The organism is Candidatus Moraniibacteriota bacterium (assembly GCA_026396275.1).
Taxonomy (GTDB): Bacteria; Patescibacteriota; Minisyncoccia; order Moranbacterales; family JAPLXC01; genus JAPLXC01.
Map to the genome: position 1 here is coordinate 1 of JAPLXC010000011.1, position 12,541 is coordinate 12,541.

At 36.5% G+C, this 12,541-nt stretch carries 12 protein-coding genes; all 12 read right to left on the reverse strand.

What is annotated here, in order from left to right; translation table 11 throughout:
• Positions 1 to 639 (reverse strand): glycosyltransferase (locus NT136_02995; GenBank protein MCX6765901.1); only part of this gene is annotated, 639 nt, incomplete at its 3' end.
• Positions 640 to 1,266, reverse strand: coding sequence for a class I SAM-dependent methyltransferase (locus NT136_03000; GenBank protein ID MCX6765902.1), 627 nt, complete (start codon positions 1,264 to 1,266; stop codon positions 640 to 642).
• A 4-nt stretch (positions 1,267 to 1,270) separates the two neighbouring features.
• Positions 1,271 to 2,842 (reverse strand): glycosyltransferase, encoded by a 1,572-nt coding sequence (locus NT136_03005; GenBank protein ID MCX6765903.1) that lies wholly within the window; start codon positions 2,840 to 2,842, stop codon positions 1,271 to 1,273.
• Positions 2,843 to 2,872: 30 nt separating this feature from the next.
• Positions 2,873 to 4,117, reverse strand: coding sequence for an ABC transporter ATP-binding protein (locus tag NT136_03010; GenBank protein MCX6765904.1), 1,245 nt, complete (start codon positions 4,115 to 4,117; stop codon positions 2,873 to 2,875).
• A gap of 33 nt (positions 4,118 to 4,150) precedes the next feature.
• Positions 4,151 to 4,924 carry an ABC transporter permease gene (locus NT136_03015; protein MCX6765905.1) on the reverse strand — a complete coding sequence of 258 codons (774 nt, stop codon included), beginning with the start codon at positions 4,922 to 4,924 and terminating at the stop codon, positions 4,151 to 4,153.
• Between the two features lie 367 nt (positions 4,925 to 5,291).
• On the reverse strand, positions 5,292 to 6,248 hold the full coding sequence (locus tag NT136_03020; protein MCX6765906.1) for an SDR family NAD(P)-dependent oxidoreductase: 957 nt from the start codon (positions 6,246 to 6,248) through the stop codon (positions 5,292 to 5,294).
• 156 nt (positions 6,249 to 6,404) lie between these two features.
• Positions 6,405 to 8,417: a glycosyltransferase gene (locus tag NT136_03025; GenBank protein MCX6765907.1), complete on the reverse strand. Its 2,013-nt coding sequence runs from the start codon at positions 8,415 to 8,417 to the stop codon at positions 6,405 to 6,407.
• A gap of 10 nt (positions 8,418 to 8,427) precedes the next feature.
• A complete protein-coding gene (locus tag NT136_03030) occupies positions 8,428 to 8,709 on the reverse strand; it encodes a hypothetical protein (protein MCX6765908.1) in 282 nt (93 codons plus the stop codon).
• Between the two features lie 5 nt (positions 8,710 to 8,714).
• A complete protein-coding gene (locus NT136_03035; protein ID MCX6765909.1) occupies positions 8,715 to 9,440 on the reverse strand; it encodes a class I SAM-dependent methyltransferase in 726 nt (241 codons plus the stop codon).
• A 40-nt stretch (positions 9,441 to 9,480) separates the two neighbouring features.
• Positions 9,481 to 10,668: a glycosyltransferase gene (locus tag NT136_03040; GenBank protein MCX6765910.1), complete on the reverse strand. Its 1,188-nt coding sequence runs from the start codon at positions 10,666 to 10,668 to the stop codon at positions 9,481 to 9,483.
• Positions 10,669 to 10,801: 133 nt separating this feature from the next.
• Positions 10,802 to 11,206: a YerC/YecD family TrpR-related protein gene (locus NT136_03045; protein ID MCX6765911.1), complete on the reverse strand. Its 405-nt coding sequence runs from the start codon at positions 11,204 to 11,206 to the stop codon at positions 10,802 to 10,804.
• A 134-nt stretch (positions 11,207 to 11,340) separates the two neighbouring features.
• Entirely contained in the window at positions 11,341 to 12,537 is a 1,197-nt protein-coding gene (locus NT136_03050; protein ID MCX6765912.1) for a glycosyltransferase family 4 protein, read from the reverse strand.
• Between the last annotated feature and the right edge of the window lie 4 nt (positions 12,538 to 12,541).

Consider the following 12,541-nt stretch of genomic DNA (forward strand, 5'->3'; position numbering starts at 1 on the left):
TATATCAGAATCATTGATAAAATCTTCCACATTTTCCACGGAATTATTTGGAAGGCCTACATGAGTTACTTCAATGCCTAACTCTTTACATGCTGATTCAATTATTTCCTTGGTGTTTTTCCTATAATGATTGCTTACTACTAATAATTTTTTTGGAAATAAATTAACTTCCTTTTTTGGGAAAAATTTATTTGTATCTATAAAACTGCGTACTATTTTAATCTGATCTTTGCTTATACCGTATTTTTTAGTTAGGTGATCCTTTGCTTCATTGCTCACTACGAGATATTTAAATATATTCAAAATATTCAAATTTTCAGTTGGTGGTTGCTCCAAATCCGGCAGTATGCCATGAGACATAAATACCATGGGAGTATTTGGAAAAACAGAGCGAGCCATCATTGCTGTTGTATTGTGTTGCGCATGGATAATATCAATATTTTCATTCACAAAATCAGATAGATTGTTTGTAACTGGTATCCCCCCCGATCTCTCTATTTCCTCTGAAACCTTTCCTAAGATGTTGGAAAATACAAAGACATCATGACCACGTTTTTTAAATTCCATTACTAAGTCAAATGTAAAAAGCTCCGAACCTGCTCTATTTTTAAGATGATGAGTTGTAATTAAAATTTTCATTTATTTTCTTGCAATTATAAAATATTCGTGGCTTATTTTATTATTAAATTCCTTTTCATAGTTTGGCAAATTTCCTTCGATTATTCTGCAAGAAGAAAATATGCACCCATAATTATCAACTTCTTCACGCTTAAATTTATGCAAGAAATTATTTTCCTGATAGTAATCACTTTCAAATCTGGGAAAATTAATGATTGCCACACCACCTTTTTTTAATAATAGATGGATATGACTTATTATTAATTGACGATGATCCGCATCGTTATGTTGCAAAACCATTAGTGAATAAACGAGATCTGCAAATTCTATATTCTTGAATTGATCAATAGTATAAAATTCGACGTTTTCTTCCTTTACGTAATCCCTTGCCTTCACTACAAAATCGGGATTGATGTCCAATCCTATAAATTTTTTCGTTCGGGGAGCTACATATTTTGCAACCCGCCCAATGCCACAGCCGTAATCAACCACTACACTACTTTTATCATAGAAATAAAAAAGTCGTTGGGCTTCTGCGTAACCTTCCTTGTCGAAATCAGCAAAATTATTTCTCGGTAGTATATAATCTCGCCAATTTTCAAGATTTGAAATTTTCGACCAAAATTCTTTTGGATTCTTTACTGACATATCATTATCTATTTGTTATCCTAACAAGAATATTTAAGCAATCTTTTAAATCTATAAATTTAACTTTCATATTTTCGAATAATTGAGTAAAATCAAATCTAGTAAAATTCCGAACGTGATAAGGATCTTCTTCATAATCATAGTCAGGAACTGATATTAATAATTGACCGTCTTTTTTCATTACTCTTTTACATTCGTAAATTCCTTTCATCAAATTAGGAATATGTTCTAAAACTTCAGTTACCATAATAGTATCGAAACTTTCATTGGGAAATGGAATTTTCTCTATTCTTCCTACTTTAAATTCAACATCGGGCTGCCTTTTTTTCGCTTCTATAATATAATCTTTTGATATGTCTATCCCAACCAATCTTTTTACTTCTGGATTTTTTCTTGCATGTAATAAATATCCGCCTTTTTGAGTGCCCACATCTAAGACATCTCCCCTACAAAGCGCAACCGTTTTGCGCATTCTTTCTCTTATGTTCCATTTGACATTAGTATCAGGTAAACTTGGATCGAATAATCGTTCTTGAGCTTTTGGCAAAGCATTATGTAAGTTATCATAAAGAGCAATATATTTCTCTTCATTTGTTATAAAGCTTGCTTTTCTTTCTCCCTTTATTTTATTCACAATAAATCGCGCGCGATCATAATAACTATGAACTAAATGTGTTTTTTTTCTTCCGTTTTCAGTAATACGAATTCTTTCTTTTTCGTTTTTTAAGTAATGTTTTATTTTCTTAATCATGTCTTCATTATTATTATAAGTCACGATTTCTTTTCCTGGTTCAAATAATTCATCAATAAATGGAACTTTTCTAGTTATTAATAAACATCCGCAAGCGGTAGCTTCAAACATCCTCATCGTAATTTCATTTTGCTGGCTGTCGTTTACGACAATTTTGCACCGATTATAGAATCTAGCTAAATTTTCGAAAAACAAATTGTCCTTCTCTGCCATTACAAAATTAAAATTATTTTCATCTGACGATAGTTTATTCAAAAATTCTTTTCTTACTGGAGTATCGTACCTCTTTCCAACAAATCCGACATTGACATCTCTTACGATCCCGTCATAAAGCTTAAAAACATTTGTATCAACTCCCGATGGCAAGTAAAAAGAGTTTCTTCTATCTTTAAACCACTTGTCACATATTTTTTGACTATAAAAAAGAAAATCAGCTTTTGAATCAAGAGCTCTCCTTAGTGTTACTCTATTCTCTTGATTTATCTTTTTTAATGAATAAGGGTCAACTTCTCCGATATCATTCGCATAACAAATACTCACTCCTGTTTCGCTGGGTTCATATCCTAAATTAATTAAATTTCTTTCCAATTGTTTAGTAATACCATACCAAGTTATTGAGCTATCAATAAATTTAAACTTTTCAAAATTTTTATTAACCATATTTTTCTCTAATTCTTTATAGTTTTCACGCTTACTGAAGTATTTTCTGCCATACTTTGCATGAAAATAAAAATTTTTTGCAAATTCCTTTATTCTTTTATTTTTCAGGATATTAAAACTTTTATGAAATAATTCCTGAATACTTCTGACTTTTAATTTATTCATTTTTAAGAAATTTTTTTAATCATTTTATGCTTATAAGTGTTTCCATTCGTGCTCAGCATAAAAAATTCCATTTCTTCGATTTTCTGGCACAACCTGAAAATAATATTCTTCTTCTCTGCTGTCATAATAATCTAGCATTCTTTTTTCAATTGGATCTCCAATAAATAAGTTGGATGCTAGATAAAAATCGCCTCTATTCAAACTAATTTCAGGAAAAACAATCTGAATAACATTTTTCCCTTCTTTCCACGAATGATTATACTCATCAAAGTATGTATTATTTGCACAAACAAGTAAATTTTTATTTTTTTCTATTATTGCTAACCCGACATGCAACCTTTCGTTGAAATTTTTAATTTGCAATTCTATTTGGGCTATAACCTTATCCCCTCTTTTAAAAACATTATTCTCAAGTTCATCTTTATTTAGTAATTTTATTGATAAAATTCTATCACTTTTTATTTCCTTTTCTACTTTTTTTTCTTTTTTATTTTTTTCCTTTTTTTCATTTTCCTTTTTACCTTCTGCATCTTCTGTATCTGCCATCAAATTCCGATAGTAGTCCATAATAACATTCTCTGGTTTTCCAATATCTATAATTTTTCCATTATCTAACAAAATTACTTTATCGCAGAACTCTCCAATAGTTTCCATACTGTGAGAAACTAAAAAAATTGTTTTCCCTTCTTTTTTAAATTGTCTAAATATATCAAGGCATTTTTTTTGAAAATTAAAATCTCCAACTGCCAGCGCTTCGTCCATTAAAAGAATATCTCGATTGGCATGAATCGCAACGGAAAAAGCAAGGCGTACTTGCATTCCGGAGGAATAGTTTCTAAGCTTCTGGTCAATAAATCTCTCCAGTTCTGAAAAAGCTACAATTTCATCAAATTTTTTTTCAATCTGCCGACGGGAAAGTCCTAAAACAGTGGCATTGAGATAAATGTTATCGCGGCCGGAGAGTTCCGGGTTAAAACCGATTCCCAATTCCAGAAAGGGCGAGATTCTGCCATTGATTTCAACTTTTCCGTTGTCCGACTGGTAAATGCCGGCTAAAATTTTTAAAAGCGTGGATTTGCCCGATCCATTGCGGCCGATAATCCCGAAAAATTCCCCTTTCTTAACTTCAAATGAAACATTATCCAGCGCCTTGAATTCCTCATAGGTCTTTTTATTGAACATATTAACAAAAGCTCCCCGCATGGTGTTGATTTTTTCATGAGGAATCCTAAAGGTCTTAGAGACGTTTTCTACCTTTATAGCAATTTCATTCATTTGTTATATGTTACATGTTTCATGTTATATGACCTATATTTCTTCCGCAATTCCTGGCACCGTTTTTTTATACACAAAAATTCCCGAAGCAAAAAACAGTAAAGTCGCTAGAATAAAAATGCCGGTCTGCCACAATTCCGGAAAGTGGTTATCAATAAGCGCTTCTTTAGTAAAATGGATGATAAACGCTATGGGGCTTATGAGAATAATCTGCTGGACGTATTCCGGAAGCCGCTGGAGGGGATAGATTATTGGCGTGGCGTAAAAAAGTATCATAGTGAGAACTCCCCAGATCATCAGAAGATCCCGGAATTTCACGTAAAGAGGCGCGGTAAAAAAAGAAAAGGCGAGAATTATGACATAAGTAAGGATGGAAAAAAACAGAAACAGAAGAATTGCCTCAAAACTTGGCGTGAATTGCTTCCAGATGAAAAATAACACGATAACGATAAGATTCATAATGAATATCATAGCCGAGTTGATAGTGGAAGCCGCAATTATCGTCCAGCGGGGAACATAAATTTTAGTGACTAGCGACGACTTGGAAATCAAAGAGGCCATTCCCGCTTTGGTTCCTTCCGAGAAAAAATTAAAAAGGATTATGGCCACCAGAAGCTGGAGGGCATAATGCTTGATTCCGGAGCCGCGGGCGAAGATGGAAGAAAAAACAAAATTAAGAATGGTAAACACCAAAAGTGGATTCAAAATCGCCCACACATAGCCCAGAACCGAACCCTGATAGCGAAGCTTGAAATCGGTCTTGGCTAAAGCCCAAATTAGTTCTTTATAATTCTCATGGTGTGTCATACTTCTGTAATTATAGCAACTTCTTGGCGAAATTAAAACATCAAAATTACCCTGATCAAAGCCATTATTTTTCTTGATACAATACCGCAAAAATATGGCTTACTTAAGGCCCAATTCCGGATATAACAATGAAAGAAAATTCAATCTAGATTGTAGTACTAAATGTAAAGACCACCTTTGGGGAGAAAGTAAAAAGTGAAATTTGCGTTTTGTTGGTTGTTCTTCGAAAAGGGGGAGACAATCAGCGGGTGCAGATGGACACTAGAGAGAGTGGATATAAGAGAACATTGATGAGGTGGTCTTTTAAATGGGTTTATGACCGGAGTTCAGCTCCGTTTTTTTGTTGCCTTGCTACATGTTCCATGCTTCATGCTACATGATAGTATTCCTTATACCAATCCACAAACTTCTCAATTCCCTCCTCTATCCTCGTTTTCGGCTTCCAGCCGAGTTTGCGGAGTTTTTTGACATCCGCCACTGTCATCGGAACATCTCCGGGCTGGATGGGCAAAAATCTCTTTTTGGCTTTTTTCCCCACGGCTTTTTCAATTACCTCAATAAAACGGGTTAGTTTTTCCGGCTTGTCCGCTCCGATATTGACGATTTCGTAGCGAAAATTTTTGTCTAGCACCTTGATAGTCCCGTCAACAATATCATCAATATAAGTGAAGTCGCGCATCATTTTGCCGTAATTGTAAACGTCAATTGTCTTTCCTTCCAGTATATTTTTCGTAAACTTAAAATAGGCCATATCCGGCCGTCCCCAGGGTCCATAAACGGTAAAAAAGCGAAGGCAGGTGATCCTAAGCCCGTATAAATGGCTGTAAACGTGCGCCAGGAGTTCGCCGGCTTTTTTGGTGGCAGCATAGGAAGAAACGGGATTGTCCACTCTGTCGTCTTCCAAGAAAGGAACTTTTTTATTTCCGCCGTAGACCGAAGAAGAGGAAGCGAAAACAAAATTTTTAATTTTGTGCTTTACCGCCAGTTCCAGCAGATTAACCGTTCCCTTAATGTTTACTTCTTCGTAAAGAAGGGGTTTGAGAATTGAATAGCGCACTCCCGCCATCGCGGCCAGATGGACCACTTTGTCGGGTCTTTCTTTTCTAAATACTTTCTCCAAAAAACCATAGTCCCGAATATCGCCTTTATAAAGATTGAATTTTTTCCCGGAAAGCAAGTTTTTTACCCGGTCGTGCTTAAGAGAAGGATCGTAATAATCATTAAAATTGTCGACTATCGCAACTTTGTCTCCTCTTTCAATTAGCTTTTTGGCCAGATGGCAACCGATAAATCCAGCTCCTCCGGTGATTAAAATTTTTGCCATTTTTGTCTTCGAGGAACGAGAAGCTACAAAAATGAGCATCCCGTACCAATTCTATTGGTTAAAATTTGCATTTTCACTAGCTAAGCCGCAGGCGATTCCGTGAGTATAAACTTAATAGTACTGAAATTTATATTCGGAATTTGGTGCGGGACATAATTATTTGTCTAAAGCTATTTTTATCAGTGAGGCCTTAAATTTATTAAACCACTTATTTATCTCTTTATTTCTTACCTGTTTTATTTTTTTAATTAACCTTCTTCTTTCAATCAGTTTTGGAAGATTTCTGCCAACGTCCCGCCAGCTTTTGAGCAACAATTTTATTATTCCCTCTCTTTCTCTTGTTTTTCGAAATTCATAAATCTGGCCTTTTTGGATGAATATACCAAAAAAGGAAAAAATATAGTGGACAAAAAGAAATAAAAAGGCCTTAATTAAGATCCAAAAAGGCAAATTTTTTACGATGTTATAATATTGATTTCTAACTATAAAGAAGGCCTTAAACGACGAGTAGCTTTTTCCTGTCGCGCTGTGGGCATGAAAGACCTTCGCCTCCGGGCAATAGTAGGATTTGAAGCCGGCCAGACGAAGCCGCCAGGCCAAATCTACGTCCTCCTGGTAGGAAAAATAGCTCTCGTCGAAAAATTCATTTTCGCTCAATTTGACTTTTTCTAGAGCATGGCGCGCAAAGAGACCGGCGCTGGCGCTTGAGCCGAAAATTTCTTCTTCTTTTTCATATTGGCCGATATCTTTCTCTTTTTGCCCCCGGTTTATGGCACTGGTGTCAAAATAAATTTCAATTCCGGTGCTATCAATCATTTGGGGGTTGAAAAAATTCATCACTTTCGGCTGGATCGATCCGGCATCCGGGTGCCGCACGGCGCATTCGATCATTTTCTCAATGTAGCCAGGATCGACTCTGGTATCGTTGTTTAAAGTTACAATATAGTCAACACTCGTGTCTTCAAAGGCCTTGTTAATCCCGATATTGTTCGCCTTGGCAAATCCCTGGTTTTCCGGCAAACTGATAATTTCAATTTCGGGAAAATTACTTTTAACAAATGATACCGAATCATCCGAAGAGCCATTGTCTACCAGAATAATTTTGAAATTTTTATAGGTCTGATGGCGAAGCGAGAAAAGACAATCGTTCAAATATTCTTTTCCGTTCCAGTTGGCGATAATTACCGCCGCTTTTCCATCCGGCTTGTTTTCTTCTTTTCGGGCAATAGCGATAATCGTCTTGGTGAGATGGCTCTGGCTAGTCTGTTTTTTTCCTGCCACGATTATCATTCTGCCGGTTCCCAGCGGAGATAAAAAAATTCCGGTGATTTGTGCAAAAAAGAGTTTCATAATGTATGGGAACATATTAAAAGTTTTGGCTCCTAAAATAAGAAAAGAATTGCTCCCGTGTTTTGAATAATATTGTAAACCCCTGATGATATCCGATGGAACTACTTCGTTCAGTATCTTGATATTTTCGAAGCCAACCCGGAAGAGCAGCTTTTTTACACCCCTTTTTGTAAAATGAACTCTGTGCCTGGGCAGGTCAAAACCACTGCAGAATTTTCCGAAAAATCTTGCTTCCCATGAATCGAAACGGGGAATTTTAATAAACAATAAACCTGAATCATCCAAACCGTTTTGAAAAATATCGGTGAGACATTTATTAAAATCATTAATATGTTCCAATACATGACGGCCAACGATGATATTATACTTCTTATTATATTTTATGCCGGATGCAAAGCCATTCTGTAAATCAATATTAAAATTATTTTTTGCAAATTCTATCCCGCTTTTGCCCGGTTCTATTCCCTCAACAATGAATCCAATTTTTTTTGCTTCATTTAAAAATTCACCCCTGCCCGATCCGATCTCGAACAATGTAGAATTATTGTATGATGTATTTTTCAAAATAATTTTTAAATCACCCCGGTATTTTTTTGTCTGAAGAAATGCTGCAAATGATTTTTTGGGTTTGTAAGCTTCATATTCGTCAGGATAGTAAGATGACAGTTCTTCATCGGAAAGGAACGGAGTAGAAATACCGATTTCACAGTCATTACAGTAAGCTATGCCGAAAGAGGGAGAATTTCCGTCAAGAATAAAATAATCTTTCCCGTCTTCGAACAGAATTTTACATTCATTTCTGCATATGGGGCATTTCATAATTTCTGATTTATAAAATTTGATATACCTCATTAATCCTTCTCCCTACTACATCCCACGATAAATTCTGCACAGTGCGTGCCATTGCTTTTTTAAAAAAATAGAGCAGCTGACCGATGCTGCAGCCCAGATCCACAATTTTAGCACTTTTGGAAAGAGGAAGAAATTTCTCAAGATTTTTTCTGTAATAGCGGAAAAAGATCTCATAGCTTTCCTCTAAGTTTTCGACATCGTGAATCCGGCCGAAATAACTGCTGACATAAGGATCGAAAATTTTGCTCTTGTCTAGCATATTTTTTAATATACTTTATCCTGCTTATTTTTTGACGCTATCACATAAAATCCGGTTTGCAGAAAAATGGGAATGCGACTCCAGGGAATAAATTTCACAATGTATTTTATAAATCCGGGAAGTATTTTCAGCTTATAATCACTTAGCGGAATAATTTTAATAAATTTTATTTCATCAAATCCTTCTTTTACCAGCTTGTTTTTCAATGACCATGAAAATTGCAATGAGGGGTGGTATTTTTTCCAGCCGAATCCCTTGTAGCGTATTGTTTCTATAATGCCGTTTGATAGTATATTTGGCGTTTGAAATAAATAATGTCCTCCTGGTTTCAAAATTCTATTAATTTCTTTAAGATGTTTTCTGATGTCTGGCAAATGTTCCAGCACATCAAATGAAAGACAGGCATCAAAATAATTATCATTAAACTTTAATGAATTTGCGTCCATTTGTTGAAGCTGCAAACGCGGAAATTTATTTTTGCCATAATTAATGGCCGAATGGGATATATCTGTTCCGATGATATTTCTATAACCATGATTATATAAAAAATTACATAATTTTCCGACACCGCAACCAACCTCGAGAATAAAATGTTCTTTTTTCAATAAATCAGTTTTATCTAAAAAAATTACCGCAAGATCTAAATCCCCAAAATCTTCTCTGCCATTCTGAAACGCGTTTATCCAGTATTCCGTGTAAAATTTTTCATAATCTAAAAGTTCATTTTTCATTCTGTATGAAATAGTTAGATATAGTAATTAATAAAACCTATCATTTTCCAGTGTTTCCGAATAAATATCGGTAGTATTTTTCGTTGTGGCTATTTTTATTGGTATATCTCGCCAGAGTTTTTTCCTTCGCTTTTTTTCCCATTTCTAGGCGAAAATTCTTATCCAAAATTAATTTTTCCAGTTTTTCAAACCACTCGTCCGCGCTTCTGGCTGTAAAACCGTCAATGCCGTCAGCAATCGCTCCCTCGAAAGTCCTAGTGGCGGCCGCCACGGTGGGCACTCCCAAAATCCCGGCTTCAAAAAATTTGAGTTCCGATCTGGCTTCGCAGAAAGGATTTCCAATTTCCAGCGGCGCAAGATTTATATCCACCGAAGCGATATTTTCAAAATGTTTTTCGCGAGGAGCATAGGACAATCGCTTTACTCTATCTTTAAATTTATTAATTTTTTCATCAGTATCCAGTGGTCCAACTAACAGCAATTCAACTTGAGGATATTTTTCCATTATTCGTTCCAGCGCATCAGTAATTGTGGCGAAATCCTTATCGTGGCTTGCCGTGCCTGAAAAATAGCCGACTCGAATTCGAGGACCGTCCTCGATTGATTCGAGGACGGTCCTCTTAAGTAGGTTTCCAATGACAGTTAAATCTTCATTAGATAATTTATTCGGCACGACAAAGACCCTCTTTCCGTATTCTTTTAATTTATCCGCCAGATAAGACGTAGTGGTGGTGCAGACCTTCACATAGTGATCTTTTAGGATTCCGCTTCCTAGCCCTCCCTCGTACAGCTTTTTTTCTAAGGCATTTATTTTGCGGAAATAATCGGATTGTTCAAAAAACTTAGGATCAAAAAGCAGATCATCCGTCTCAAAAATAATTTCTTTTTTCTGACTTTTGATATTTTCTATTAATTTTCGGATGGCGGAAGTATATAGAATCCTATGAAAAATAAAAATTTTAAATCGGCTGGCGTACCGGGGCAGAAAAGGATTGTCCTGAATGGTGACGGAACAGCGAAAATCGTGAAGGCCGAGTTCCTCAGCCACGTGCCAAGTTCGATAGCGGGCGCTGTCCCCCACGCCGTTGGTAATAAAAAGAATGTCGCCGGAACCGACTAAATGAAACATAGCCAAAAAAGCTTTAGCCACGCGCTTTCCGCCCTTCAATAATCCTTCTCTTTCAAGCGTTTTCAGCGCCTTCCCAAATTTTATCACCAAAAGCTTCATAAAAAATAAACTTCATTACCATATCACCATACCACAAGCTCTAGCTTTGTTACCATATTAGGTAATAAGGTAGTAAACAATATCTTATGGTTAATTTTAAAGTCGATCCTGCTACTAGTCATGCGGTAAACGCTTAGCTAAGCAATTCCTTTAAAAACCGGTGATGAGGATATCTGTCAAGCAAACTTTCATAGGTATCAGATTTTCTCTTGCTGCGCCTTTCTTTTCTTTTTATTTGTTCGAGAATTTGATGCTTATATCCCTCATTTTCACCGTGAAGCCATTGGTAAACTTTAGCGATTGTTTGAAAACTTACCCTCAACTTTTTGCTAATCTCGTCATAGTTTTTTTCCTCCATCAGCATCTCGGCTACCTGTATTCTCCGAGCCAGCATTAACGACTCACTGGGAGTAAGAAGACCCATAAAAAAATCAACGATTTCTTTTTTTGTTTTAAGGTTGCTAATGATTTCGTACATTTCTCCTATAATCCTGTATTTTTCCTTGCGATCAACTAGATGAGTTTTTACTTTTGCCATAAAAAATGCGAAAAAATCAACTTTTCATTATTTTACCATATTAGGTAATAAGGTAAAGTGATGGCTTTGGTCTTGATTATAACTATGACTGCAATTATAGCCGCAATTATGACTGTAACTATAATTACAATTTGTCATTTTATTTTCGGGCTGTTTAGCAGCCTCGCATAAATTTCTTCTATTTTCTTCGCCGATTTATCCCAGCTGAAATTTTTGGATCTTTCATAGTTGATTTCGCCTTTCGTTTTCATTTCTTCGGGATGGCGAAGAAAATGCAGGATACCATCGGCAATACCTTGAGCGGAAACCTCGGTACTGTAATAAGCCCCTTCTCCTAAATATTCCCGATTGTTAATTTTATCAAAGCAAACCACCGGCAGTCCAGCTGCCATATACTGCAAAATTTTTCCGCTGGCCTGGCAGGCGGAGGAATCCTTGGGATCGACGCCAACATCACTGGCACCGAGCAATTGAGGCAGATCAAAATAATTAAGCGGGCTAACTAGCCGCACACTATTCTCCAGAGTGTGCTTTTTCACATAATGCTCTATTTCTCCTATAGGAAACCCCCCGATGACAAAATAGGCCTTGTCCGTCGCTCTTAAAACTAGCGGAATAGCATCCAGCAAGTATCGGATGCCTTTATTGGCCACCAGCGCGCCGGTGTAAGTGATAATTACTTTATCCGGAGTAAGTTCCAGCTCTTTTTTCAATTCCTCTTTGGCAGGAAGATGGATATAATGCTCTGGATTAACTCCATCCGGCACTGTCTTTACTTTGCCATCTTTGCGCCAGCGGGAAATTTCCCGGCTGTTTTCCCAGGAGCTAGTAATAGCGTAGTCACCCAAATTATCAATAAGCTTTTCCAAAAATTTAAAAACGCCCCTTAGAATCCCGTCGCTCAAATATCCATGAGAGATCATTTCTCTTGTTAAGCTCCCGTGAAAATCGGCCACTAATTTCATTTTTCTCCAAAACAGCAAATTCTTCACAATCCACCCGACCAATACTCCTTCGTGAAGATGTCCGTGGAGAATGTCCGGTCGGCCGGTTCTGGCCAAATTAAACACCTTGCGGATAAGCATCAAATCAAGAATTATCTTCTGCCAGTCGGGACCGGCCTCCAGTTTTTTATACCAAAAAAGAAGGCGCCTGATCCTTCTCACATCAATGGAGGTCTTGATATCTTTTTCAATGTCTTTCCCGATATGATAAGTGGCAATGGTAACCTTATGGCCCAGTTTTTCCAGAGCCAGCGCTTCCTCCAGTATTCGAATATGCGTCCCCCGGTCAGCAAAAAAAGGAGTGGGGGCAATAATCAGTATTCTCATAATT

Coding starts and splice junctions, on each gene's coding strand:
- NT136_03000 (MCX6765902.1), bottom strand. CDS start 1,266: ATGTCAGTAAAGAATCCAAAAGAATTTTGGTCGAAAATTTCAAATCTT.
- NT136_03005 (MCX6765903.1), bottom strand. CDS start 2,842: ATGAATAAATTAAAAGTCAGAAGTATTCAGGAATTATTTCATAAAAGT.
- NT136_03010 (MCX6765904.1), bottom strand. CDS start 4,117: ATGAATGAAATTGCTATAAAGGTAGAAAACGTCTCTAAGACCTTTAGG.
- NT136_03015 (MCX6765905.1), bottom strand. CDS start 4,924: ATGACACACCATGAGAATTATAAAGAACTAATTTGGGCTTTAGCCAAG.
- NT136_03020 (MCX6765906.1), bottom strand. CDS start 6,248: ATGGCAAAAATTTTAATCACCGGAGGAGCTGGATTTATCGGTTGCCAT.
- NT136_03025 (MCX6765907.1), bottom strand. CDS start 8,417: ATGAAATGCCCCATATGCAGAAATGAATGTAAAATTCTGTTCGAAGAC.
- NT136_03030 (MCX6765908.1), bottom strand. CDS start 8,709: ATGCTAGACAAGAGCAAAATTTTCGATCCTTATGTCAGCAGTTATTTC.
- NT136_03035 (MCX6765909.1), bottom strand. CDS start 9,440: ATGAAAAATGAACTTTTAGATTATGAAAAATTTTACACGGAATACTGG.
- NT136_03040 (MCX6765910.1), bottom strand. CDS start 10,668: ATGAAGCTTTTGGTGATAAAATTTGGGAAGGCGCTGAAAACGCTTGAA.
- NT136_03045 (MCX6765911.1), bottom strand. CDS start 11,206: ATGGCAAAAGTAAAAACTCATCTAGTTGATCGCAAGGAAAAATACAGG.
- NT136_03050 (MCX6765912.1), bottom strand. CDS start 12,537: ATGAGAATACTGATTATTGCCCCCACTCCTTTTTTTGCTGACCGGGGG.